General features: G+C 68.4%; 19 protein-coding genes. 5 read left to right on the top strand and 14 right to left on the bottom strand.

Going from position 1 to position 23,302, the window contains the following annotated elements:
- Positions 1–156: 156 nt before the first annotated feature.
- Together HFGMBDPB_RS01590 and HFGMBDPB_RS01585 are read right to left on the bottom strand one after the other, a co-directional pair.
- Positions 157–1,158 (bottom strand): FecR domain-containing protein, encoded by a 1,002-nt coding sequence (locus HFGMBDPB_RS01590; protein ID WP_046985400.1) that lies wholly within the window; start codon positions 1,156–1,158, stop codon positions 157–159.
- On the bottom strand, positions 1,155–1,676 hold the full coding sequence (locus HFGMBDPB_RS01585) for a sigma-70 family RNA polymerase sigma factor (protein ID WP_212644777.1): 522 nt from the start codon (positions 1,674–1,676) through the stop codon (positions 1,155–1,157). Before HFGMBDPB_RS01585 ends, HFGMBDPB_RS01590 begins: the two co-directional genes overlap by 4 nt.
- A gap of 947 nt (positions 1,677–2,623) precedes the next feature.
- On the opposite strand from HFGMBDPB_RS01585, the gene groES reads away from it, so the two are divergent.
- A complete protein-coding gene (gene groES / locus HFGMBDPB_RS01580) occupies positions 2,624–2,914 on the top strand; it encodes a co-chaperone GroES (RefSeq protein ID WP_016445456.1) in 291 nt (96 codons plus the stop codon).
- A gap of 48 nt (positions 2,915–2,962) precedes the next feature.
- The gene (groL, locus tag HFGMBDPB_RS01575) at positions 2,963–4,606 is read left to right on the top strand and encodes a chaperonin GroEL (protein ID WP_016445455.1); all 1,644 of its coding nucleotides are present in this window, start codon (positions 2,963–2,965) and stop codon (positions 4,604–4,606) included.
- Positions 4,607–4,714: 108 nt separating this feature from the next.
- On the opposite strand, the gene HFGMBDPB_RS01570 is transcribed toward groL, so the two are convergent.
- Complete coding sequence (locus HFGMBDPB_RS01570; protein ID WP_126310965.1) at positions 4,715–5,992, bottom strand: aminotransferase-like domain-containing protein; 1,278 nt, start codon at positions 5,990–5,992, stop codon at positions 4,715–4,717.
- Positions 5,993–6,070: 78 nt separating this feature from the next.
- Positions 6,071–7,486 (bottom strand): 2-oxoadipate dioxygenase/decarboxylase HglS, encoded by a 1,416-nt coding sequence (gene hglS, locus HFGMBDPB_RS01565; RefSeq protein ID WP_017406079.1) that lies wholly within the window; start codon positions 7,484–7,486, stop codon positions 6,071–6,073.
- A gap of 166 nt (positions 7,487–7,652) precedes the next feature.
- Here hglS and HFGMBDPB_RS01560 point away from each other — a divergent pair, with 166 nt between their 5' ends.
- A complete protein-coding gene (locus HFGMBDPB_RS01560; RefSeq protein WP_012207461.1) occupies positions 7,653–8,573 on the top strand; it encodes a LysR family transcriptional regulator in 921 nt (306 codons plus the stop codon).
- On the opposite strand, the gene HFGMBDPB_RS01555 is transcribed toward HFGMBDPB_RS01560, so the two are convergent.
- The 7 genes from HFGMBDPB_RS01555 to HFGMBDPB_RS01525 are packed head-to-tail and all read right to left on the bottom strand — an operon-like array spanning position 8,548 to position 16,749.
- Positions 8,548–9,507 (bottom strand): CobW family GTP-binding protein, encoded by a 960-nt coding sequence (locus tag HFGMBDPB_RS01555; RefSeq protein ID WP_212644776.1) that lies wholly within the window; start codon positions 9,505–9,507, stop codon positions 8,548–8,550. The genes HFGMBDPB_RS01560 and HFGMBDPB_RS01555 overlap by 26 nt on opposite strands.
- A gap of 1 nt (position 9,508) precedes the next feature.
- Entirely contained in the window at positions 9,509–11,173 is a 1,665-nt protein-coding gene (locus HFGMBDPB_RS01550) for an amidohydrolase (RefSeq protein WP_212644775.1), read from the bottom strand.
- A 19-nt stretch (positions 11,174–11,192) separates the two neighbouring features.
- On the bottom strand, positions 11,193–12,215 hold the full coding sequence (locus HFGMBDPB_RS01545) for an ABC transporter ATP-binding protein (protein WP_212644774.1): 1,023 nt from the start codon (positions 12,213–12,215) through the stop codon (positions 11,193–11,195).
- A complete protein-coding gene (locus HFGMBDPB_RS01540; protein WP_034397073.1) occupies positions 12,212–13,240 on the bottom strand; it encodes an ABC transporter ATP-binding protein in 1,029 nt (342 codons plus the stop codon). The genes HFGMBDPB_RS01545 and HFGMBDPB_RS01540 overlap by 4 nt, the downstream gene beginning before the upstream one ends.
- Entirely contained in the window at positions 13,240–14,148 is a 909-nt protein-coding gene (locus tag HFGMBDPB_RS01535; RefSeq protein ID WP_043790046.1) for an ABC transporter permease, read from the bottom strand. Before HFGMBDPB_RS01535 ends, HFGMBDPB_RS01540 begins: the two co-directional genes overlap by 1 nt.
- 4 nt (positions 14,149–14,152) lie before the next feature.
- The gene (locus tag HFGMBDPB_RS01530) at positions 14,153–15,130 is read right to left on the bottom strand and encodes an ABC transporter permease (protein ID WP_212644773.1); all 978 of its coding nucleotides are present in this window, start codon (positions 15,128–15,130) and stop codon (positions 14,153–14,155) included.
- A gap of 17 nt (positions 15,131–15,147) precedes the next feature.
- Positions 15,148–16,749 carry an ABC transporter substrate-binding protein gene (locus tag HFGMBDPB_RS01525; protein ID WP_017406085.1) on the bottom strand — a complete coding sequence of 534 codons (1,602 nt, stop codon included), beginning with the start codon at positions 16,747–16,749 and terminating at the stop codon, positions 15,148–15,150.
- 242 nt (positions 16,750–16,991) lie between these two features.
- Between HFGMBDPB_RS01525 and pdxR the strand changes: the two genes are divergently transcribed.
- On the top strand, positions 16,992–18,503 hold the full coding sequence (pdxR, locus tag HFGMBDPB_RS01520) for a MocR-like pyridoxine biosynthesis transcription factor PdxR (RefSeq protein ID WP_017406086.1): 1,512 nt from the start codon (positions 16,992–16,994) through the stop codon (positions 18,501–18,503).
- An 18-nt stretch (positions 18,504–18,521) separates the two neighbouring features.
- On the opposite strand, the gene HFGMBDPB_RS01515 is transcribed toward pdxR, so the two are convergent.
- The 3 genes from HFGMBDPB_RS01515 to tal all read right to left on the bottom strand — a co-directional run bounded on the left by HFGMBDPB_RS01515 (position 18,522) and on the right by tal (position 22,233).
- Positions 18,522–19,421 carry a transporter substrate-binding domain-containing protein gene (locus HFGMBDPB_RS01515; protein ID WP_016448714.1) on the bottom strand — a complete coding sequence of 300 codons (900 nt, stop codon included), beginning with the start codon at positions 19,419–19,421 and terminating at the stop codon, positions 18,522–18,524.
- A 231-nt stretch (positions 19,422–19,652) separates the two neighbouring features.
- Complete coding sequence (gene pgi, locus HFGMBDPB_RS01510; RefSeq protein ID WP_212644772.1) at positions 19,653–21,275, bottom strand: glucose-6-phosphate isomerase; 1,623 nt, start codon at positions 21,273–21,275, stop codon at positions 19,653–19,655.
- A gap of 4 nt (positions 21,276–21,279) precedes the next feature.
- Positions 21,280–22,233 (bottom strand): transaldolase, encoded by a 954-nt coding sequence (gene tal / locus HFGMBDPB_RS01505; protein ID WP_017406088.1) that lies wholly within the window; start codon positions 22,231–22,233, stop codon positions 21,280–21,282.
- A 208-nt stretch (positions 22,234–22,441) separates the two neighbouring features.
- Between tal and HFGMBDPB_RS01500 the strand changes: the two genes are divergently transcribed.
- Positions 22,442–23,287 carry a MurR/RpiR family transcriptional regulator gene (locus HFGMBDPB_RS01500; protein WP_016448717.1) on the top strand — a complete coding sequence of 282 codons (846 nt, stop codon included), beginning with the start codon at positions 22,442–22,444 and terminating at the stop codon, positions 23,285–23,287.
- Positions 23,288–23,302: the final 15 nt, after the last annotated feature.

The following is a 23,302-nucleotide window of genomic DNA, read 5'->3' as shown; positions in this document are numbered from 1 at the left end:
CGTGTGGCGCGAAAAGTCGGGTGATGGCCCATGGTGTGCGTGTCCCTCGGTCCTGGATGGTTGGCAATGGAATGCGGGCGCAGAAAAAAGCGCTTCATCTCCATTGCCCCGCGAAACGCGAAAAGCGATCAGCCAGGATCGACAAGAGCCAGGAAATCAGGCCGGCTCGACCACCACCCAGTAGCGCGTGGCCGTGCGCAGGCGCACCGGCAGGGTGGCCAGCAGCATGGCCAGCACCTGGTCGGTGTCGGCCAGCGGATAGGTGCCGCTGACGGGCAGCTGCGCCACGGCGCCATCGCAGCCCAGGTGGCCGGGCCGGTAGCGCGACAGCTGGTCCAGGAACTCGGCCAGCGGCATGTCCTGGGCCACCAGCATGCCGCGCGTCCAGGCTGCCAGGGCCGGATCGGCGGGCCCGGCCGGCGTGGTGGCCTGAGCGTCAAACTGCGCCTGCTGGCCTGTTTGCAGCAGATGGAGGTGGCCGGGCCGTTCGCGGGGCGCGATCTCCGTGGCGCCTTCAAAGACCGCAACCCGGCTGGGCCCCTGGCCGCGCTGGCGCACGACGAAGCGCGTGCCCAGGGCACGTATGCGGCCATGGCGGGTTTCGACGAGCAAGGGCGGCGCACTATCCTTCAGGCCCTGGGCCGTGGCCACCTCGATGTCGCCGCCGCGCAGGCGCACCAGGCGCTGCTGCGGGCTGAAATCCAGGTCGACCGCGCTGTCGGCATTCATCTGCAGCTGGGTGCCGTCCGGCAGGCGCAGGCTGCGCCGCTGGGCCGTGCCCGTGCGCAGGTCCGCCCCCAGGCCGGCCAGCCAGTCGCCCGAGGATGCCGGACCTCTCCATGCCACGGCACCGGCACCCGCGCCCGTGAACAGCAGCACGGCCAGGCTGCGCACCGCCAAGCGCCGCCCGCGCCCGCGTGCCGTGCGCGCGGCCTGGGCCAGGGCCACGCTGGCCGGCGTACCGGACAGCGGCTGCAGGCGTGCGCCCATGGCCTCTATGCGCAGCCAGGCGCGCTCATGGTCGGGATGGGATTCGCGCCAGTGCTGCAGGCGCTGCACCAGCATCTCGCGCGTGCCGGCGCTGTGATCATCGGACTGCAGCTCCACCAGCCATTCGGCGGCCTGCTCGCGCACCGCAAGAGGAATGGGCAGGCTCATGCGCCGTCGTCGTCCAGAAAGCAGACTTGCACCACGGCCCGCGCGATATGGCGGCGCACGGTGGGCACGGAAAGGCCCAGTTCAGCCGCGATGTCGGCCTGCCTCATGCCGTCGATCTGCGACAGCAAAAAGGCCTGGCGCACGGGCAGTGGGAGCAGGGCCAGCAGGCGGTCCACCTCGACCAGGGTCTGCAGCACGATGGCGCGGTGCTCGGGGGACTGGGCCACGGCCTCGGGCATGAGGGCCAGGGCGTCCAGATAGGCCTGCTCCACGCAGCGCTTGCGGTAGAGGCTGGCGGCCAGACCCTGGGCAATGGTCATCAGCAGGGCACGCGGTTCGCGAATGGCCTGGATCTCGGCGCCGCTGCGGCCCAGCAGGCGCACATAGGTGTCCTGGGTCAGATCGGCCGCATCAAAGGCATTGCCCAGGCGCTTGCGCAGCCAGCCCAGCAGCCAGCCGTGGTGGTCGGAGTAGAGAGTGGCGACATCGGGAACAAGGGCGCGGTCGGCGGCGGGCATGGGAAAGCGGCACGAGTGAAGCAGGAGGAAAGGCACCGGGGCAATATGCAGCGGCAAACAAGAATGCTTCTTATTTTCATTGTATCCAAATCCTACATCGTCATTGCACCAACCTGCGCACCAACGCCTGAGTGCGGACGCTCGGCGCGAGCACCATCGTGGGCTGATTCCACCTTCGTTGAAACCAGTCGGAGCGACGGCATTGAGTCGACAGGAATCAGCGGTGCAGCGCGAAATGGGGCCTTCGAGGCGAGGCACGGCGCACCGAAGAATCGACTGGCCACTTCCAAACGGTGAAGCGGTCGTCCAACAATGGAAGCCTTCAACGGCAGGTGTTGGTCGTCCCTGTCACTCTCGCTTTGCACAGTGAAGGGCGTAGATCAGCCTGAGGCCATCGTTAGAAAGTCTGCAGTTGCCAACTGCTCCGCAGCGATTGCTGCTGCTCACGGCCACCTCGTGACCTATCAGTTGCAGCCACATGGTGGTCATCCAAGCTTCAGGGCTGGCGGCATCGCCAGATGCTTCGCTCCTCATCCGCGCCTGATCAAGGACAGTCACTCTGCACGGCTGGCTGATCTTGGGTGCGCTCAGCACCACGGCCAGGGCGCCTTCGATGCGACGTTAGGTCACAGCCCGCAAGGCTGCATGGTAATTCAGCGACAGCCTTTCGCCGGAAGTTCTGTGTGCTCCTGCAGGCCGCGCTTCGCCGCTGGCCAGCGCGGGCGCGCCCCGAAAAAACTAAAGATCAGTGGCGTTCCGCACTCCGCGCCGGATGTGCCGTCTTGCGGCACATCCGGCCCTACCCCTTGAAACCTGGCCGAATTGCCTTATTATTAGCACTCGTTGGGTATGAGTGCTAACAATCCTCTGTCCCACATTGCTTCGAATGCCGGCCCGCCGGGCCGGCAAGTCTTTGTTTCAACTTTGTTGATGATTTAGGAGTTGGTATGAACCTGCGTCCCCTGCACGATCGCGTGATCGTCAAGCGCCTCGAAAACGAAACCAAGACGGCTTCGGGCATCGTGATCCCCGACAACGCCGCCGAGAAGCCCGACCAGGGCGAAGTGCTGGCAGTGGGTCCCGGCAAGAAGAACGACAAGGGTGAAGTGATCGCCCTGAACGTGAAGGTCGGCGACCGCGTTCTGTTCGGCAAGTACAGCGGCCAGACCGTCAAGGTCCATGGCGACGAACTGCTGGTGATGAAGGAAGACGACCTGTTCGCGGTCGTCGAAAAGTAATCCACGCGCTTCGAAACCGCACTTTCCAACTGAATCCGGAGAATTGAAATGGCAGCAAAAGACGTAGTTTTCGGCGGCGAAGCACGCGCTCGCATGGTTGAAGGCGTGAACATCCTGGCCAACGCGGTCAAGGTCACGCTGGGCCCCAAGGGCCGCAACGTGGTGCTGGAGCGCTCCTTCGGCGCCCCCACCGTGACCAAGGACGGCGTGTCGGTCGCCAAGGAAGTGGAACTCAAGGACAAGCTGCAGAACATGGGCGCCCAGCTCGTGAAGGAAGTGGCCTCCAAGACCAACGACATCGCCGGTGACGGCACGACCACCGCCACCGTGCTGGCACAGGCCATCGTCCGCGAAGGCATCAAGTACGTGGCCGCCGGCCTGAACCCCATGGACCTCAAGCGCGGCATCGACAAGGCTGTCGCCGCCCTGGTGGAAGAGCTGAAGAAGCAATCCAAGGCCACCACCACCTCCAAGGAAATCGCCCAGGTCGGCTCGATCTCCGCCAACTCCGACGAATCCGTGGGCAGCATCATTGCCGAAGCCATGGACAAGGTCGGCAAGGAAGGCGTGATCACCGTTGAAGAAGGCAAGTCGCTGGCCAACGAACTCGACGTCGTCGAGGGCATGCAGTTCGACCGCGGCTACCTGTCGCCCTACTTCATCAACAATCCCGAAAAGCAGGTTGCCCTGCTGGACAACCCCTTCGTGCTGCTGTTCGACAAGAAGATCAGCAACATCCGCGACCTGCTGCCCACGCTGGAAGCCGTGGCAAAGGCCGGCCGTCCCCTGCTGATCATTGCAGAAGACGTCGAAGGCGAAGCCCTGGCAACGCTGGTGGTCAACACCATCCGCGGCATCCTGAAGGTTGTGGCTGTCAAGGCTCCTGGATTCGGCGACCGCCGCAAGGCCATGCTGGAAGACATCGCCATCCTGACGGGCGGCAAGGTCATCGCTGAAGAAGTGGGCCTGGCGCTGGACAAGGTGACCCTGGAAGACCTGGGCCAGGCAGTGCGCATCGAAATCGGCAAGGAAAACACCACCATCATCGACGGTGCTGGCCAAGCTGCTGAAATCGAAGCCCGCGTCAAGCAGATCCGCATCCAGATCGAAGAAGCCACCAGCGACTACGACCGCGAAAAGCTGCAAGAGCGCGTGGCCAAGCTGGCCGGCGGCGTGGCCGTGATCAAGGTCGGCGCTGCCACCGAAGTCGAGATGAAGGAAAAGAAGGCCCGCGTTGAAGACGCCCTGCACGCTACCCGCGCTGCTGTGGAAGAAGGCATCGTGGCCGGCGGCGGCGTGGCTCTGCTGCGTGCCAAGCAAGCCGTGGGCGAACTGAAGACCGGCGACGCCGAGCAGGACGCCGGCATCAAGCTGATCATGAAGGCCATCGAAGCGCCCCTGCGCGAAATCGTGGCCAACGCCGGTGGCGAGCCCTCGGTGGTGGTCAACGCCGTGCTGAACGGCTCGGGCAACTACGGCTTCAACGCCGCCAACGACACCTACGGCGACATGCTGGAAATGGGTATCCTGGACCCGACCAAGGTGACGCGTACGGCCCTGCAGAACGCCGCTTCCGTGGCATCGCTGCTGCTGACGACCGAAGCCATGATCGCCGAGTCCCCCAAGGCTGAAGGCGCCCCCGCCATGCCCGACATGGGCGGCATGGGTGGCATGGGCGGCATGGGCATGTAATTGCCCGCCGCAACCGGGCAGGCCTTGCGCCATACCCGGTTTGCCCCGCAAGAAAAAGGCCGCCCTCGGGCGGCCTTTTTCATTGCATGAACGCTGTTGCCGATGTCCTCAGGACACGGCCTGGCCCCAGGCCCGGCCCAGGCGCGCCACGGCCTCGGTGATCTGGGGCACGGTGGGCGCCGCATACGACAGGCGCATGCACAGGCCGGCCTGCTGCGCCGCCTCGGCCGGGAAGAAGGCCTTGCCTGGCACATAGAGCACGCCCTGCTCCACAGCGGCCGTGAACAGCGCCCGGGCCAGGGCCTCGGGCTCGCCCGCATGCCGTTGTGGCGGCAGCAGCTGCGCCCAGACGAACATGCCGCCCGCAGGCCGCACGAAGCGGATCTGCTCGCCCAGGGCCGACTGCATGCCCGAGCACAGCGCATCCATGCGCGCCGCGTACTCGGCGCAGGCCTGGGCCAGCTGGGGCGCATAGCGGCCCGAGCGCAGATAGTGCGCGGCGATCATCTGCGCCAGCGGCGAGGTGCACAGATCGGCCGTCTGCTTGGCGATGGTGCAGCGGCGCAGCAATTGGGCGTCGGCCAGCATCCAGCCGATGCGCAGCGCAGGCGCCACGGTCTTGGACAGGCTGGACAGGTAGACCACGGGATTGGCCTGGGCGCCGCACAGCGCCAGGCCCGTTTCGTAGATCGACGGTTCGCGCTGGCCGGTAAAGCGCAGCTCGCCATAGGGGTCGTCCTCGACGATGACAAAGCCATGCTCGCGTGCCAGCGCCACCAGGGCCGTGCGCCGCGCCGCGGGCAGCAGGGTGCCGCCCGGGTTGGAGAAGTTGGGCACGGTATAGAGCAGCTTGGGGGCACGCGCATGGGGCCACTGCGCCAGCAGGCGGGCCAGGGCCTCGGTGTCCAGGCCCTGCTCGTCCGTGGGCACGGCAACGACCTGTGCCTGGGCCAGCTTCAGGGTCTGCAGCGTGGCCGGGTAGGCAGGCACCTCGACCAGCACCGGATCGCCAGGCTCCACCAGCACCTTGACCAGCAGGTCGAAGGCCTGTTGCGAGCCCGTGGTCACGATCATGTCGGCCGGCGTGCAGGCAATGCCGCGCGTGGCGCACAGCGCGGCCAGGGCTTCGCGCAGCGGCAGCTGGCCTTCGCTGGCGCCGTACTGCAGGCTGGCGGCAGCGTCCTGCTGCAAAGCGGCCATCGCGGCCTGTTGCAGGCCTTCGGCATCGAACAGGCTGGGCGAGGGATAGCCGCCCGCCAGCGAGAGCATGCCAGGGCGGCTCAGATAGGGAAACAGCTCGCGTATGGGCGAGCCTTCGGGGTGCGCGAACAGCGGGTTGAACAGATGGGCGGTGGGCGACTGAATGCCCAGGTCTGCAGTGCTCATGAAGGCCTCTTGCGGCTTTGCAAAAAACAAAGGGGATACAGGGTGGATGCCGGCCAAAGCCGGCATCCAGGCAGCCGGTCAGGCCACAGCCTGGGCGGCCTGGGTGCGCAGCGCGCTGCGCAGCTGGTCAATGGAGCGCTGCTGCGCCTGCTCGTACAGCGCGATCTCGTCATGCACGCGGGCACCCAGGTCGGCCTCGAAGGCTTGCTGGGCCGCATGGGCCGCGTACTGCTTTTGCTCTTCGCCGCCCAGGTTGGACTGGAAGATGCCGGCCGCGCTCACGGGCAGGAAGTCCTCGTAGACGATGGGCTCGGCCTGGGCCAGGCCACGGGCGATCAGGGCGTCCAGGTCCGAGGCGGCGGCCGCGGCGGCCTCGCCTGCGGCCAGGGCGGCTCCCTCGTCGCTCAGCGTGAAGCGGTAGAAGGCCAGGTCCTGGCGGCGCAGCTGCTCATGCGTGTCGGGGAAAGCCTCGAAGACCTGGGCCAGGCGGCTGCCGTAGTCGGGTGCGGCACTGCCCGCGCTGCCCATGTCGCGCACCTGGGCCAGCAGCTGGTCGTAAAGCGCGCGGCCCTTGCGCGTGAGCGCCACGCCGCGCTGCTCGATCTCGCCGAAGCGCGCCGTGTGCGAGCCTGCGCCCGTGGCATCGCCGGCAAAACGCACGGTCTCCTTGAGCGCCTTGAAGCTGGTCTGGCGCAGCAGGATGGGGCAGGCGCGGCGCGGCGGGCCTTCGACCACGTCCTTGGCATCCATGCCGCGTGCGGGCATGGCGGCCTGGGCCGCGTCGATGTCCAGGGTGCGCGGCGTCAGGTGGTTGATGTGCGGGCCCTTGAAGCAGACCACGTCGGCGATCAGGCGGTGGGCCTTGTGCAGCGCGTCATAGGTGGCGCCGTCCACGGTGGATTCGCTGTGCCAGCGGAAGGTCTCCAGCGCCTCGCCGACGAATTCATCGGCCTCGGCATCGGTGAGGCCGCCGTTGGCCTCGGACTGGGCGATCAGCGCCAGCGCGCGCTCGGTGAAGATGTTGCGGCGCGCCAGGATGGCGGCAGCCTGGGCGCGCAGCGCCTCGTCGGCGATCAGGTCCAGGCGCAGCAGCGAGGTGAAGACGCGGAAAGGGTTGGCCAGCAGCGCGGCATCGCTGACGGGACGGAAGGCCGTGGAGTGCACGGGCACGCCGGCCACCGACAGGTCGTAGTAGCCCACGGGCTCCATGCCCATGATGGCGAACAGGCGGCGCAGCATGGACAGCTCGGCGGCCGTGCCCACGCGGATGGCGCCGTGGCGCTCCACGCCCAGGCGGGCCAGCTCGCCACTGCGCTGCATCCGGGCCAGCAGCTCAGGCTCGGCCTGCAGCGTGCGCTGGTTGATGTCGGCCACGAGTTCGATCAGCGTGCCGTACTGGGGCACTTCATCGCGGTACATCTCGGACATGGCGCTGGAAAAGCGCGCGCGGATCTCGTCGGAAGGCACGAAGGCGTTGGCGGACGTAGAGGACATGGTGCTTGTGGGGACTGATGGTGGGGCCGCAGATCAGCCTGCGGCATGGTGAATTCCTGGCACGCATGCTAGGTCTGCGCCTTGAGCCTGGTCAAACGATAATCGGGCCCATAGGTCATTCCCAAACAGAATGGCCCCTCCCACGATTGCCCCACCGCTCCCTGCCATGCTGCTGTCCCGCCGTTTCCTGCCTCCCATGTCCCTGCTGTGCGCCTTCGAGGCAGCGGCCCGGCACCAGAGCTTCACGGCAGCTGCGGCCGAGCTGCACCTGACGCAAAGCGCCGTCAGCCGCCAGATCCGAGCGCTGGAGGAGCGGCTGGAGGCAGAACTCTTTGTGCGCGAGCGCCAGACCGTGCGCCTGAGCCCGGCCGGCCAGGCCTATGCGCAGGAAATCCGGGGCGCGCTGATGCGCATCTCCACGGCCACGCTGGGCTTTCGGGCCAACCCGCGCGGCGGCAGCCTGAACCTGGCCATCCTCCCCACCTTCGGCACGCGCTGGCTGGCGCCGCGCCTGCCGCAGTTCTTCAGCGCCCACCCGGGCATCACCATCAACCTGACGACGCGGCTGTCCCAGTTCGACTTCCAGCTCGAAGCCGTGGACGCCGCCATCCATTTCGGCCTGCCGCACTGGCCGGGCGCCGAGCTGGCCTTTCTGATGAGCGAGACCGTGGTGCCTGCCTGCAGCCCCGCCCTGCTGGCCCAGCATGGCTTTGCCCAGCCCCAGGACCTGCTGCAGGCGCCGCTGCTGCACCTGGCATCGCGCCCCGATGCCTGGCAGCGCTGGCTGTCCGTGCACCACGCGCCCATGGCCGAGGGCCAAGGCATGCTGTTCGACCAGTTCGCCACCGCCGCCCAGGCCGCCATCGCCGGCGTGGGCGTGGCCTTGCTGCCGCGTTTTCTGATCGAGCGCGAACTCGCACAGGGCGATCTGGTGCGTGCCCTGCCCCATCTGCCCGAGATGGAAAGCGCCGAGCGCTACTACCTGGCCTGGCCCACGAGCCGCGGCAACTACCCGCCGCTGCAAAGCCTGCGCGAGTGGCTGCAGCAGGCGGCCCAGGATTTCATGCGGGACGGCCCGCAGCCCTGACGCCCGCAGCGCCTGCCACCAGCGCCTGCAGCGCGGCCACCGGAAGCTGCCCGGCCAGGCCGATGGCCACGATGGCGGGCACCTGCTGCTGCTGCACGGGCGCTGATGCGGCACGCAGCCGGCCGCTGCTCCCGGCAAACTGAAGCTCGCTCCACTGGCCCGCCCCGGTCTGCACCACGCCCTTGAGCCGCAGCACGCCAGCCGGCATGGCCTGCAGCCACGCCTGCAGGGCCGTCTCGCACAGCCCCCCGGGCGGCTGGCAGGACCAGGTCTCGAACTGCCGGCCATGCATGGGGCGCGCAGTGCCAGTACCCCATGAGACCTCCCGCACACCACGCAGGAGGGCTGCGCCGCTGAGCAGTTGCACGGGCACCCGGGCTTCGTGCACATCGCAGCGTTGCGCGGCTGGCGCGTGGCTGGCTATCCAGCCGTGCACGCGCTCCAGGGTCCGGGTATCGGCCAGATCGGTCTTGTTGACGATGACCAGATCAGCCCGGGCCACCTGGCGCTGCAGCGTGTCGGCCAGCAGCGGATCGGCGGCCTGCGAGAGCAAGGTGCCGGCATCCAGCACCACGATGACTCCATCGAGCGCCAGACCCGGATCGGCCAGGCCCAATTGGGCGATGCGCCAGGGGTCGGAGACGCCGCTGGCCTCGACCACCACGGCGTCGAAGCGCTCGCGCTGCTGCAGCACGCCGATCAGGGCCATGGACAGGTCATCGCCGATCTGGCAGCACACGCAGCCATTGGTCAGCGCGATGGTGTCGCCGCTGTGGTCCTTGATCAGGCCTGCATCGATGTTGAGCGCGCCGAAGTCGTTGACCAGCACGGCCAGCCGCTGGCCATCCGCATGGCGCAGCCAGTGGTTGAGCAGCGTGGTCTTGCCGGCGCCCAGGAAGCCGCCGATGACCGTGAACGGCAACCGCTGTCCCATGTCATGCCGCCTTGAAGACGCGCCCCGACAGCACCGTGCCCCAGACCCTGAGGTCCTTGAGCACCATGGGGTCCAGGGACAGCGGATCGTCCTCCAGCACGCAGAAGTCGGCGCGCTTGCCGCATTCGATGCTGCCGATCTCGTGGTCCAGCTTCAGTGTCCAGGCCGCGCCCAGCGTGACGGCATGCAGGGCCTGGGCCACGGTCAGGCGCTCGGCCGCGCCCAGCACGCGGCCCTTGGGCGTGAGCCGGTGGACCGCGCACCAGGCGGTGAACAGCGGCCCCAGCGGCGTGACGGGCGCATCCGAGTGAATGGCCAGCGGCACACCGGCGGCCAGCGCGCTGGCGCAGGCATCGAGCCGCATGGCCCGGTCCGGCCCCATGGTCATCTCGTAGTGCTGGTCGCCCCAGTACCAGAGGTGGTTGGCGAACAGGTTGGCGCACAGGCCCAGCGCCGCCATGCGGCGAAACAGCGGCGCATCGATCATCTGGCCATGCTGCAGCGTATGGCGATGGTCGGGCCGGGGGGCGCGGGCCAGCACGCGGCCTATGGCGTCGATGGCGGCTTCGCTGGCCTCGTCGCCATTGGTGTGCGTATGAATGAGCAGGCCTGCGCGGTGGTAGGTCTCGAAATCGGCCTCGTACTGCGCGGGCGCGGTGACCCAGATGCCGTTGGGCGCGCCGTTGTAGTGACCGGGCCAGCGCAGGCGGGCCGAAAAGCCCTGGATGGAGCCGTCCAGCATCATCTTGACCAGGCCGTAGCGCAGCCGGTCGGTGTTGCGCGCCATGAGCGCGCGCACATGCCCGGCACCGGCCTCGGCGCCATGCGTGCCGTGAAACGCCTGGAAGGCCGGCAGGATACGGATGGGCACCTGGTCGTCGGCCAGCGCGGCCTCAAGCACGCGGCAGTCCTGCTCGCCCAGCCTGTTGACCAGGTCGGTGGCCGTGGTCACGCCCTGGCGGCAGGCCAGGCGGGCGAAGGAGCGCACGCCCGCCTCGGTCATGGGCGCCAGCAGCCCGGCGTTGCCGATCTTGCGCAGCACCAGGAACATGGCGGCCGGCTCCTGCAGCTCGCCCGTGGGCTCGCCGGCCAGGGCGTGGCCGGGTGCAAAGCGCACCACGCCCTCGACCTCGTTGTCGCGCGTGATCTCGGCCAGGCGCAGCATGGCGCTGTTGACATTCATCAAATGGCCGTTGGCGTGCGAGATCACGACGGGACGGCCTGCGGCGGCCCGGTCCAGGTGCTCCACCGTCATGCGCTCGCCGCCGAAGTAGATGGGATCGAACCCCCAGGCGATCAGCGGCTGGCCGGCCGGCAGGCCCTGCGCATCCATGCGCGCCGCCACCTCGGCCAGGCGGTCCACCACGGCATCCATGGAGCGCAGGCCGGGCCAGGTCTTGCCATCGGGGTCTCGCCGGTCGAACCAGCCCGTGTATGTCCAATCCCACATGCTGCCTTCCTTGAGGTGGCAGTGGCCCTCCACCAGGCCGGGCAGCAGCACCTGGTCGGCAAAGCGCTCGTCGACGCGGCACTCGCCCCAGGCCGTGCAGCGCGCGAGGTCCCCGACCGCGAGGATGCGCCCGTCGCGCACGGCCACGTGCGTGGCCTCGGGCTGCATGGGGTTCATGGTGATGATCTTGCGGGCGGCGTAGACAGTGATGCTCATGGTGGCGGGTGCTCCGGGTTCACAGGGCCAGCGGCGCGCGCGGCACGCCATCGATGTGGTCCACGCGGATGCAGCGCACCCAGTGGCCGGGGGCGGCTTCGCGCAGCGGTGGCACCTCGGCCGAGCACGCAGGCACGGCCACGGGACAGCGCCCGGCGAAGCGGCAGCCCGCAGGCGGGTCGATGGGACTGGGCGGATCGCCGGCCAGCCGGATGCGCCGCGCCGCGCGCTCGCGCCCGCCGCGCACCGTGGGCACGGCCGACATCAGGGCCATGCTGTAGGGATGCAGCGGCCGCGCGAAGAAAGCCTGGCGCGGTGCGCGCTCCACGATCTGGCCCAGGTACATGACGGCGATGTCGTCGCAGATGTGCTCGACCACGGCCATGTCGTGCGAGATGAACAGGTAGCTCAGGCCCAGCTCGCGCTGCAGCCGCGCCAGCAGATTGAGGATCTGGGCGCGGATGGCGATGTCCAGCGCCGACACGGGCTCGTCGCAGACCACGAGTTCGGGCCGCGTGGCCAGGGCGCGCGCGATGTTGATGCGCTGGCGCTGGCCGCCCGAGAACTGGTGCGGGAACAGCTGGCGCTGCTCGGGCCGCAGGCCCACCTGGGTGAACAGCTCGGCCACGCGCGCCTCGCGCTCGGCCGGCGTGCCCACGTCCATCAGGTCCAGCGGAGCGCGCACCGCATCGCCCGCGCGCTGTCGCGGATTCAGCGAGGAGAACGGGTCCTGGAACACGATCTGCATGCGCCGCCTCGCCTGGCGCAGGGCCTCGCCCGACAGGTCGCCCAGGTCGGTATCGCCCAGCTGCATGCGGCCTGCCGTCACGGGCGCCAGACGCATCACGGCCAGCGCCGTGGTCGTCTTGCCCGAGCCCGACTCGCCCACCACGGCCAGCGTGCTGCCGCGCCGCAGGCTGAAGGACACGCCGTCCACGGCCTTGACCACCTCGGGCCTGCCGAACAGGCCCTTGCCCGGGCGCGGAAAGTGGACCTGGAGATCGTCCACCTGCAAGAGGGTTTCGTCCATGCGTGCGTTCATGCCAGGGCCTCCGTGTGGGCGCGGATGCGGGAAGCGGGAGCGTGCAGCCAGCAGGCCACGCCGTGGGATGGATCATCCAGCGCGGTCAGCGGCGGAGCTTCGCTGGCGCAGCGCGGCTGGGCCTCGCGGCAGCGCGCACGAAAGGCGCAGCCGCTGCCCAACTCCCAGATCGAGGGCACGACGCCGGGGATCTCGGGCAGCTCGGTGCGCCCGCCTGCCTGGCTGCTGCCCAGCTCGGGCAGGCAGGCGATCAGGCCGCGCGTGTAGGGATGGGCGGGCGCTGAAAGCACCTGTTCGCAGCGGCCCTGCTCGATCACGCGGCCCGCATACATGACCATGACGCGGTCGGCCATCTCGGCCACGGCCCCCATGTCATGCGTGATCAGCACGATGGCCGTGCCCTTGTCGCGCTGCAGCTCGCGCAGCAGGTCGAAGATCTGCGCCTGCACGGTCACGTCCAGCGCCGTGGTGGGCTCGTCGGCGATCAGGATGTCGGGCCGGCAGGCCAGGGCCATGGCGATCATCACGCGCTGGCGCATGCCGCCCGACAGCTGGTGCGGGTACTCGTGCACGCGCCGCTCGGGCGCGGGGATGCCGACCTGCCGGAGCATTTCCACGGCGCGTTGGCGCGCGGCGGCCGCGTCCAGGCCGGCGTGCAGGCGCAGCGGCTCGGCGATCTGCTCGCCCACGGTGAGCACCGGGTTCAGCGAGGTCATCGGCTCCTGGAAGATCATGGAGATGCGGTTGCCGCGCACCTGGCGCATATGGGCCTCGCCGGCGGCCACCAGGTCCTCGCCCTGGAAGCGCACCTGCCCGCCCGTGATGCGGCCCGGAGGCGAGGGAATGAGGCGCAGCAGCGCCAGCGCCGTCATGCTCTTGCCGCAGCCGGATTCGCCGACCACGCACAGGGTCTCGCCCGCGCGCAGATCGAAATCCACGCCGTTGAGCACCGTGGCCTGGCCGCGCCGGCCCTGGAAGGCCACGCGCAGGCCGCTGACTTGCAACAGGGGGGTATCGGTGTCCATCAGCGCTCCCTCAGCTTGGGGTTGAGTGCATCGTTGAGGCCGTCGCCGATCAGGCTGACGGCCAGCACGGTGACGAAGATGGCAGCACCAGGAAAGGCCACGGCCCACCAGCACGACAGCAGGTATTGGCGGGCCGACCCGATCATCAGGCCCCAGCTCATCTGGTTGGGGTCCCCCAGGCCCAGGAAGGACAGGCCGGCCTCGAACAGGATGGCGGCGCCCACGGCCAGCGTGGCCGACACCACCAGCGGCGGCAGCGCATTGGGCAGGATCACCTTCCAGATGATGCGGCCGTGGCGCGCGCCGATGGCGCTCTCCGCGCGCACGAATTCAAGCTGGCGGATGCGCATGAACTCGGCCCGCGTCAACCGCGCAGTGGCCGGCCAGCTCACGCTGCCGATGGCCAGCGTGACCGTCACCAGCGAGGGCGAGAACAGCGTGACCACCACCATGGCGAACAGCAGCGCAGGCAGCACCTGGAAGAACTCGGTCACGCGCATCAGCAGCGCATCGACGCGGCCGCCGTAGTAGCCGGCCATCGCCCCCAGCGTCACGCCGATGCACACCGACAGCAAAGCCGCGAAGGCGCCCACCATCAGCGTGGCGCGGCCGCCGTGGATGATGCCCGTGAGCACGTCGCGCCCCAGCTGATCGCTGCCCAGCCAGGCCTCCTCGCTGAACGGCGGGCTCAGCGGCATGGTGCGGATCTCGAACGGGTCCGCAGGCCAGATCCAGGGGCCGGCAATGGCCACCAGCAGCACGATGAGCAGCATGGCCATGCCGGCAATGGCCGAGGGGTTGCGCAGGAACATGCGCAGCGCCTCACGGGCCGGGTGCTCGGCATGGGCTGCGGCCTGCGGCGCGGCGACGCTCGGCACGGACACGGAAGGTGGTGTGATGGCATTCATGGTCTCAGGCCGCCTTGATGCGGGGATCGATCAGCCGGTAGCACAGGTCGGTGACGAGGTTCATCACGACCACGACGATGGAGGAGAACAGCAGCACGCCCAGGATGGTCGGGTAGTCGCGCCGCAGCACCGAGTCGAAGGCCAGCCGGCCCAGGCCCGGCCAGTTGAAGACCGTCTCCACGATGATGGCGCCGGCCATGACGTTGCCGAACTGCAGGCCCAGCATGGTCACCACGGGCAGCAGCGCGTTGCACAGCGCATGGCGGTAGAGCACCACATGCTCGGCCAGCCCCTTGGCGCGCGCCGTGCGGATGTAGTCGGCGCCCAGCACGTCCAGCATGGACGAGCGCGACAGCCGGCTGTACTGCGCCAGGTAGACCAGGGCCAGTGTCAGCGCAGGCAGCACCAGGTGCCGGGCCACGTCCAGCAGGTCGGCAAGGCCCGCGCCGCCTGCGGCATCGGCCGAGCGCATGCCCGACACCGGCAGCACGGGCCACCAGGAGGCAAACGCCAGCACCAGCAGCATGCCGGTCCAGAACACGGGCGCCGCAAAGCCCACCAGGGACAGCACGGTGATGCACTGCGACAGCAGACCGTTGGGCCGGCGCGAGGACAGCACGCCCAGCAGCGTGCCCACCACGAAGGCCGTGAGCACGGCGGCCAGCACCAGCAGCAAGGTGGCGGGCACGCGCTCGGCAATCATCTGCGCCACCGGCAGGTTGAAGAAGTAGGAGTAGCCCAGATCACCACTGGCCACGCGCGCCAGGTAGATGCCCAGCTGCACGGGCAGCGGCCGGTCCAGCCCGTAGCGTGTGCGCAGCTCGGCCATGAGCTCGGGCTCCATGCCGCCGCTGGCGCCGGCAATGGTCTCCACGGGATCGCCGGGCGCCGCATGCACCAGCATGAAGTTCAGCACCACCACGGCCAGCACCAGCGCCAGGCCCTGCAGCAGCCGCTTGAGGAGTGTGCGAAGAAAAGCCATGGACTGCACCTCCCCGACTACTTCAGAAAGATCTCGTCATAGGGCGAGGCCGGCCCCCAGACCGTGGTCGGCAGGTTGCCCACGTTCTTGCGCGCAGCCGTGTGGTAGGGCGAGTTGTTGATGAAGATCACCGGCAGCTCGTCCGTCACGGTCTTCTGGAAGGCCGCATAGAGCTTCTTGCGCTCGGCCGTGTCCAGCGTGCTGCTGGCCGTGTTCAGCAGCTCGTCCACCTTGGGATTGCGGTAGGACTGGGTGTTGGTCCAGACCACGGGCTTGATGTTGGTGGACAGGTAGCTGCGGTGCACGCCGATGACCGGGTCGCCCCAGTTGAAGACGATGTCCATGGACAGGTCGAAGTCATGCGTGGCCAGCCGCCGGGACCAGGCCGGGAAATCGGCCGAGGCCCTTACATCGACGGCGATGCCCACCTTCTTGAGCTGGGCGCGCACGTACTCGGCCACGTTCTTTTGCTGCTCGTCCGTGCCCGGCAGGTAGTCGATGGTGATCTTGAAGCGCTCGCCGTTGGCGCCGGGCTTGAGGCCGGCCTCGTCCAGCAGGGCCGCCGACTTCTTGAGGTCCAGCGGATAGCGCACCAGGTCGGCCGAGGCAAAGGGGCTGGCCGCCACGATGGGGCCGTCGGCCACGGTGGCAAAGCCGCCCATCAGCGCCTTGGTGATGAAGTTCTTGTCGATGGCATGCGCAATGGCCTTGCGCACGCGCACATCGTCCAGCGGCTTCCTGTCGGTGTTGATGGCCAGCCAGTTGATCGAGCCTATGCCCTCGAAGCCCTTGCCGGTCAGCGTGATCTGGGGATTGGTGGACAGGCGCTTCAGGTCGATGGAGGCCTGCAGGTAGGGCACCATCTGCACGTCGCCGCGCTCCAGGCTCAGCAGCAGGCTGGAGGAGTCGGGCACGATGTTGAAGACCAGCTTGTCCAGATAGGGGCGGCCGGGCAGGAAGAACTTGTCGAAGCGCTCCATCACGATGCGCTGGCCCGCGCGGAACTCGGTCAGCTTGAACGGCCCCGAGCCCACCACGTCGGCGCTGTTGCGCGCATGGGTCTTGAGGTCGGCACCGTCGCCATAGATGTGCCTGGGCAGTATGGGCGCCAGCGCCGGGCTCATGGCCAGCAGGATGGCCGGATGCGGCGCGTTCATGCGGATGATGGCCGTGTAGGGGTCGGGCGTGTCCACCTTCTCCACGGGCCCCAGCATGGTCTGGAACGGGTGGTTGGCCTTGATGGCCATGATGGAGAAGGCCACGTCGGCCGAGGTGATGGGCTTGCCGTCGTGGAACACGGCATTCCTGCGCAGGTTCAGGGTCAGCGACTTGCCGTCCTCGGCCAGCTTCCAGGACTCGGCCAGGTAGGGCTGGGGCTTCCACTGGTCATCGAAGCGCAGCGGGCTGGCGAACAGCTGGGTGGAAGGCATGGCCGTGGCAATGCCCGATTGCACGGCGCCGTTCAGGTGCCGTGGCACCTGGGTGCTGCCCACGATCAGGGTGCCGCCGCGCTGCGGCTCCTGGGCCTGGGCCTGCAGCGGCGTGGCCGCCAGGCCCGCCAGCGCGCCGGCCAGGGCCAGGGCCGCCAGGGCGCGGCGTCGGAAAGTGATGGTGTGCATGGACTGTCTCCCTCGTTGGATCGCCAGGCCGCGCGGCTCGCTGCCTTCAATCCAGAATACGCAACAAGGGCGCGGGCCGCGGGGGCCACAGCCGTCCAAACGTAGGAGCCAGAGGCCCGGTGTTTACCCGCGTCGGCCGGCCCAAACCTTTACTTGCCCGCACCCGCACCGCAACATGGCGCCGACCGCGCGCCCTCTGCCCGGCCGCGCCAAGAACGCCCCCCGATTGCCTCCGTTGCGCCATGAGCACCCCTTCCGCCACAGACCCACGCCACCAGTGGGCCCGCCTGTTCGCGCTGCCCGAGCAGCCCGGCCTTCCCCTGAAGGACCGCCTGCGCCTGGCCCTGGTCCAGCCCATCCTCGAAGGCCGCCTGCCGCCCGGCGCGGCCATGCCGCCCTCGCGCGAGCTGTCGCGCCTGCTGGAGGTGTCGCGCAATACCGTGACCACGGTCTACGAGCAGCTGGTGGATGAAGGCTTTCTCGAGGCCCGCCCGCGCAGCGGCGTGTTCGTGGCCCGGGATTCGCGCCTGGCTGGTGTGGACGGCGCCCTGGCCCTGCCTGCGACAAGTCCCGGGGAGCCCGCACCGGACTGGTCTGCACGCGTGCTGCGCTCGCTGACGGACAGGCACACGCTGTCCAAGCCGCTGCAGTGGCGCGAGTACCCCTACCCCTTCGTCTACGGCATGCACGATCCCGCGCTGTTTCCCACCGAAGGCTTCCGGGAATGCTGCACGCGCAGCCTGGCGCGCGCCCAGCTGCCGCACTGGACGCCGGACTTCGAGACCGACGATGTGCCCGACCTGATCGAGCAGATCCGCCTGCGCCTGCTGCCCCGGCGCGGCGTGTTCGCGCTCAAGGAAGAGATCCTGGTCACCGTGGGCGCGCAGCAGGCCTTCTACCTGCTGGCCGACGCGCTGCTGGACCCCTCGCAGCGCCTGGGCTTCGAGGAGCCCGGCCACCCGCATGCGCGCAACACCTTTTCGCTGCGCCGCCCGCACTGGGTGCCCGTGGCCGTGGACGAGGAAGGCGTGGTGGTCGATGGCCTGCCGCCGCTGGACTACCTGTTCGTCACGCCCTCGCACCAGAGCCCCACCACCGTGACGCTGAGCCTGCAGCGGCGCGAGCAACTGCTGCGCCGCGCCGAGCAGGGCGATTTCGTGATCATCGAGGACGACTACGAGGCCGAGAACCTCTACCAGGGCACGCCCATGCCCGCGCTCAAGAGCCTGGACAAGAGCGGGCGTGTGATCTATGTGGGGTCGCTGTCCAAGAGCCTGTCGCCCGCGCTGCGGCTGGGCTACATCGTCGCGCCGCGCGCGCTGATCGACGAGTTGCGCGTGCTGCGCCATGCCATGGTGCGCCACCCCAGCGCCTTTCTGCAGCACGCCTATGCGCTGTTCCTGTCGCTGGGCCACCATGAGGCCCATGCGCGCCGCGTGAACCAGGCCATGCTGGAACGCGTGGCGCAGGTGGACCGCTCGCTGCGCGCGCACCTGCCGGATTTCATCTTCCGCCAGCCCCAGGGAGGCGCGTCGCTGTGGGTGCAGGCGCCGGCCTGGCTGGACGCCGATGCGCTGGCCGCCGTGGCGCGCCGCCACGGCGTGCTGATCGAGGCAGGCAGCGCGTTCTTTGCGACGCCGCGCCAGCCCTGCCCCTTTTTCCGGCTGCGCCTGTCCTCCATTGCCACCGATCAGATCGATGCAGGCATTGCGGCACTGGCACAGGCGGTGGCCGAACTGGCCCGGTCGCGATGACCGGGTCCGGGCCCGTGGTCACTGCTGCGCGTAGGACTCCAGCGGCTTGTCGTTGGGCTTTTGCAGCAGCTGCTTGAGCATGTCGCTCATGGGCAGGTTCAGCGGGGCATTCTTGGGCGGAATGGGCTGCACGAACCACTTGTCGTAGATCTTCGCCACTTCGCCCGAGGCCATCATGCCGACCAGCACATCGTCCACGGCCTTCTTGAAGGCGGGATCGTCGCGGCGAAACAGGATGGCGATGGGTTCGGAGCCCAGCACCTCGCCCACGATCTTGAAGCCTGCAGGGTTCTTGGAGTTGGCGATGACGCCGGCCAGCAGGTTGTCGTCCAGCACGAAGGCATCGGCACGGCCCGATTCGAGCATCAGAAAGCTCTCGAAATGGTCCTTGCCCAGCGAGGTGGGCAGGTTCACGCCATTGTCGCGCCCGTACTTGCGCAGCAGCTGCACGGCGGTCGTGCCGGCCGAGGCCGCCACGGGCTTGCCGTCGAGCTGCTTGAAGGAGGTAATGCCCGAGTCGGCGCGCACGGCCATGCGCACCTGGCTCACGTAGGTGGTCACGGCAAAGGCCACCTGCTTTTGGCGCGCGAGGTTGTTCGTGGTCGGGCCGCAGCCGATGTCCACGGTGCCGTTCTGCACCAGGGGCATGGTGTTCTGCGAGGTCAGGGCCATGTACTCGATCTTGGCCTTGGGCACGATCTGGGCCAGCACCTTCTCGCACAGCTCCACGTGGTAGCCCACGTACTTCTGCGTGGTGCCGAAGGCATAGGCCATGGGCGCCGAGCTTTCGCGCACGCCCATCACCACCTTGCCTGTGCTCTGGATCTTGTCCAGCGTGCCGGCCGCTTCCTGTGCATGGGCAGCGCCAGTTGCCGCCACCACACATGCCATCGCCACATGGGCCAGTACGAATCGCATCGAGGGTCTCCTTGGATAGTTGTTGCAGATCCGAAGGCGCGCTGCGCCTCCACCCTGCCGAGCCGCCGTCACTGGCTGCATGCAAGCAGGGCCGCCGTCAAGGCGATTGCATCAACTATCGAGCAATCAGGCGCCTGTGCATAACGATGAAATGGAAGAAGGTCATGCTCCACCCACATGACCCGGCACCCTGCTGGTGCGCCGCGGGGGCCACAGGCCCGCCGCGCCCGGTCAGCCGGCCGACCCTGCCGCAAGCCGGTGCATGAGGCCCTGCGTCGAGGCATCGACGCCCTGCCAGTTGCCGCTGTCCTGGCGCGCATGCAGCTGGCGCGCCAGGTGCTTGCCCAGCTCCACGCCCCACTGGTCGAAGCTGTTGATGCCCCAGACCGCACCGGCCGAGAAGACACGGTGCTCGTACAGCGCGATCAGGGCGCCCAGCGATGCCGGGTCCAGCTGCTGCAGCAGCAGGAAGCTGCTGGGCCGGTTGCCCGCGCAATGGCGCTCTGCCCCTTCTTCGCAGTGGCGCCCCTCCATCAGGGCCTGGGCCTGGGCAATGGCGTTGACGACCAGGCTCTGGTGATGGGCACCCAGGTATTTGCCGCCGTCGCGCAGCGCGATGAATTCCACGGGAATCACGTCCTGGCCCTGGTGCAGCATCTGGAAGAAGGCATGCTGGCCATTGGTGCCGGGCTCGCCCCATATCACGGGCGCCGTGCGCACGGGCAGTGTCTGCCCGTCGCGCGTCACGCCCTTGCCGTTGCTCTCCATCTCCAGCTGCTGCAGATAGGCGGTCAGCCGCCGCAGGCCATGGCTGTAGGGGGCAATGCAGCGGCTGGAGAAGCCGCAGAAATCGCGGTACCAGACATCCAGCAGGCCCAGGCGCAGCGGCAGGTTGCCCTCCACGCCGGAGGAAAAGAAATGCGCGTCCATGGCATGGGCGCCGTCCAGCAGCGCACGGAACTGCGCCGCCCCGATGGCGATGGCCACCGGCAGGCCGATGGCCGACCACAGCGAAAAACGCCCGCCCACCCAGTCCCAGAATCCCAGCGTGCGGCGGATGCCGAAGTCGGCTGCGGCCTGCACATTGGTGGTGAGCGCCACGAAGTGCCGGTCGATGGAGCACGCGGCCTGCGGGTCCTCGCTGCCGCCCTGCTCCAGAAACCACCGGCGCGCCGAGTGCGCGTTGAGCATGGTCTCGGCCGTGGTGAAGGATTTGGAGGCGATCAGGAACAGCGTGCTGTGCGGGCGCACGCGGCGCAGCACATGGCCGAGCTCATGGCCATCGACGTTGGAGACGAAATGGAAATTCTTGCCCGCATCGACCCAGTCCTCCAGCGCATTGACCACCACTTCGGGGCCCAGGTGCGAGCCGCCGATGCCGATGTTCACGATGTCGGTGATGCCCCCGTCGCCACGCACCTGCTCGGCCAGGGCCAGCATGGCATCCAGCGTCTCGTGCACCTGTGCCAGCGCCTCGTGCATGGCCGGCTGCCACTGCTGCACGGTGGCGCAGTGACGCAGCTGGCCGCCGTCGCGCGGCATGCGCAGCAGCCAGTGCATGACGGCGCGGCCCTCGGTGCAGTTGACGGGCTCGCCGGCCAGCATGGCGTTGCGCTGGGCCAGCACGCCGGTCTGCTGCGCCAGCTCGCGCAGCAGCTCTTCGGTGCGCTCGGTCCAGAGGTTCTTGGACAGGTCGGCAAAGACATGGGGCGCCTGCTGGCTCAGCGCGTCCAGCCGGCCCGCGTCCGCGGCAAAGGCCTGGCGCAGATCCAGGGACCGGATGTCTTCGTTGAAATGGCGTTCAAGTGCCGACCAGGCCGGCAAGGTGTTGCACAAAACGGGCAAGATCTTCATCCAATCAGTCTGCGGCCTGCTGCATCAATGCTTCGAGCTTGCGGGTGTCGGCAGCGAAGGCGCGTATGCCTTCGGCCAGCTTCTCGGTGGCCATGGCGTCCTCGTTGAGGGCCAGGCGGAAACCGGCCTCGTCGTAGTGCACGGGATCGAGGGCCAGGGTCCGCGCGGCCTCGGGGTCCAGGGCGCGCGCCAGGGGCGCATCGCTGGCGCCCAGCTGGGCCAGCAGTTCGGGGGCGATGGTCAGCAGGTCGCAGCCCGCCAGCGCCACGATCTGGCCCGTGTTGCGAAAGCTCGCGCCCATGACCTCGGTGGCGATGCCGAAGTGCTTGTAGTGCTCGTAGATGGCGCGCACGGAGCGCACGCCGGGATCGTTGGCGCCGGCCATGGCGGCCTCGTCCCACTGGGCGCCGGCCTGCTTCTTGTACCAGTCGTAGATGCGGCCCACGAAGGGCGAGATCAGCTGCACCTTGGCCTGTCCGCAGGCCACGGCCTGGGAGAACGAGAACAGCAGGGTGAGGTTGGTGTGGATGCCGCGCAGCTCCAGCTGGCGTGCGGCCTCGATGCCTTCCCAGGTGGAGGCGATCTTGATGAGCACGCGGTCGATGTGCACGCCTTCGGCCTGGTACAGCTCGATCAGGCGCTCGGCACGCGCCACGGTGGCCGAGGTATTGAACGACAGGCGCGCATCGACTTCGGTGGAGACACGGCCCGGAATGGTGTTCAGGATCTCGCAGCCGAAGCGCACCAGCATGCGGTCCATGACCTCGTCGAGGCTGCGGCCCTTGTACTGGGCCACGGTGGCGCGCATCAGCGGCGCGTACTCGGGCTTTTGCACCGCCTTGAGGATGAGCGAGGGATTGGTGGTCGCATCCCGCGGCTGGAACTGGGCCAGTTGGTGGAAGTCGCCGGTATCGGCCACCACGGTCGTGTACTGTCGAAGCGCATCAAGCTGGTTCATGGAACATCCTTTGGGCGGGAGCCTGGCGAGGGGCGGCATCGCACCAGGGCGGTGCGGTTGTACCGGCAAATCCTCCGAGTGTATGCGCGCGCATGGTTTGCATCGGCGTCAGGAAAGTAAGCGAAGGCTGCCGCTCATGCAAAATGCGCGCTGGACCTGCCTTGCGGCAACCGCTTCCCTTTACCCATAGAACAACGCCCACCGCCTAATGCTGGACCGCATCACCGCCTCGCTGCCCTCGCTTGCTCCCGCCGAACAACGCGTGGCCCGCCTGGTGCTGGCCGATCCACGGGCCTTCGCACGGCAGCCGGTGCGCGAACTGGCCGAGCGTGCCCATGTCAGCAAGCCGACGGTGGTGCGCTTTTGCCGCAGCATGGGCTACGACGGCCTGGCCGACTTCAAGCTCAAGCTGGCCGGCAGCGTCAGCGAGGGCGTGCCCTTCATCCACCGCAGCGTGGACACCGACGACAAGACCAGCGACGTGATGGTCAAGGTGGTGGACAACGCCGTGGCCGCCTTCCTGCAATACCGCAATGCCGCCAGCACCACGGCCATAGAGCAGGCGGCGCAGGCCATCGCCTCGACCTGGCAGACGGGGCGGCGCATCGAGTTCTACGGCGCAGGCAACTCGGGCATCGTGGCGCAGGACGCGCAGCACAAGTTCTTTCGCCTGGGCGTGACCAGCCTGGCCACCAGCGACGGCCACATGCAGGTGATGAGCGCCACCCTGCTGGGGCCCGGCGACTGCGCGGTGATCATTTCCAACTCGGGCCGCACGCGCGACCTGATGGACGCGGCCGACATCGCGCGCAAGAACGGCGCCACCACGATTGCCATCACCGCCAGCGGCTCGCCCCTGGCCTCGGCCTGCCACATCCATCTGGCCGCCGACCATCCCGAGGGCTACGACCGCTACAGCCCCATGGTGTCGCGCCTGCTGCACCTGCTGGTCATCGACGTGCTGGCCACCTGCGTGGCGCTGCGCATCGGCCCGGCCCTGCAGCCTGCGCTGGAGCAGATGAAGAACAACCTGCGGGCCAAGCGCTACACGTAGCACCGGCCCCCAGGC

It is taken from the genome of Delftia sp. PE138, from assembly GCF_018320755.1.
Taxonomy (GTDB): Bacteria; Pseudomonadota; Gammaproteobacteria; order Burkholderiales; family Burkholderiaceae_C; genus Comamonas; species Comamonas tsuruhatensis.
This window is presented reverse-complemented; position numbering and strand designations above follow the sequence as displayed.

What these genes read in the sequence shown, in the direction of transcription:
- pgi (WP_212644772.1), bottom strand. Translation starts at nt 21,275, where the DNA reads ATGAAGATCTTGCCCGTTTTGTGCAACACCTTGCCGGCCTGGTCGGCA.
- HFGMBDPB_RS01530 (WP_212644773.1), bottom strand. Translation starts at nt 15,130, where the DNA reads ATGGCTTTTCTTCGCACACTCCTCAAGCGGCTGCTGCAGGGCCTGGCG.
- HFGMBDPB_RS01555 (WP_212644776.1), bottom strand. Translation starts at nt 9,507, where the DNA reads ATGGGACAGCGGTTGCCGTTCACGGTCATCGGCGGCTTCCTGGGCGCC.
- HFGMBDPB_RS01590 (WP_046985400.1), bottom strand. Translation starts at nt 1,158, where the DNA reads ATGAGCCTGCCCATTCCTCTTGCGGTGCGCGAGCAGGCCGCCGAATGG.
- HFGMBDPB_RS01585 (WP_212644777.1), bottom strand. Translation starts at nt 1,676, where the DNA reads ATGCCCGCCGCCGACCGCGCCCTTGTTCCCGATGTCGCCACTCTCTAC.
- pdxR (WP_017406086.1), top strand. Translation starts at nt 16,992, where the DNA reads ATGAGCACCCCTTCCGCCACAGACCCACGCCACCAGTGGGCCCGCCTG.
- tal (WP_017406088.1), bottom strand. Translation starts at nt 22,233, where the DNA reads ATGAACCAGCTTGATGCGCTTCGACAGTACACGACCGTGGTGGCCGAT.
- groL (WP_016445455.1), top strand. Translation starts at nt 2,963, where the DNA reads ATGGCAGCAAAAGACGTAGTTTTCGGCGGCGAAGCACGCGCTCGCATG.
- groES (WP_016445456.1), top strand. Translation starts at nt 2,624, where the DNA reads ATGAACCTGCGTCCCCTGCACGATCGCGTGATCGTCAAGCGCCTCGAA.
- HFGMBDPB_RS01515 (WP_016448714.1), bottom strand. Translation starts at nt 19,421, where the DNA reads ATGCGATTCGTACTGGCCCATGTGGCGATGGCATGTGTGGTGGCGGCA.
- HFGMBDPB_RS01540 (WP_034397073.1), bottom strand. Translation starts at nt 13,240, where the DNA reads ATGGACACCGATACCCCCCTGTTGCAAGTCAGCGGCCTGCGCGTGGCC.
- HFGMBDPB_RS01535 (WP_043790046.1), bottom strand. Translation starts at nt 14,148, where the DNA reads ATGAATGCCATCACACCACCTTCCGTGTCCGTGCCGAGCGTCGCCGCG.
- HFGMBDPB_RS01500 (WP_016448717.1), top strand. Translation starts at nt 22,442, where the DNA reads ATGCTGGACCGCATCACCGCCTCGCTGCCCTCGCTTGCTCCCGCCGAA.
- hglS (WP_017406079.1), bottom strand. Translation starts at nt 7,486, where the DNA reads ATGTCCTCTACGTCCGCCAACGCCTTCGTGCCTTCCGACGAGATCCGC.
- HFGMBDPB_RS01545 (WP_212644774.1), bottom strand. Translation starts at nt 12,215, where the DNA reads ATGAACGCACGCATGGACGAAACCCTCTTGCAGGTGGACGATCTCCAG.
- HFGMBDPB_RS01570 (WP_126310965.1), bottom strand. Translation starts at nt 5,992, where the DNA reads ATGAGCACTGCAGACCTGGGCATTCAGTCGCCCACCGCCCATCTGTTC.
- HFGMBDPB_RS01550 (WP_212644775.1), bottom strand. Translation starts at nt 11,173, where the DNA reads ATGAGCATCACTGTCTACGCCGCCCGCAAGATCATCACCATGAACCCC.
- HFGMBDPB_RS01560 (WP_012207461.1), top strand. Translation starts at nt 7,653, where the DNA reads ATGCTGCTGTCCCGCCGTTTCCTGCCTCCCATGTCCCTGCTGTGCGCC.
- HFGMBDPB_RS01525 (WP_017406085.1), bottom strand. Translation starts at nt 16,749, where the DNA reads ATGCACACCATCACTTTCCGACGCCGCGCCCTGGCGGCCCTGGCCCTG.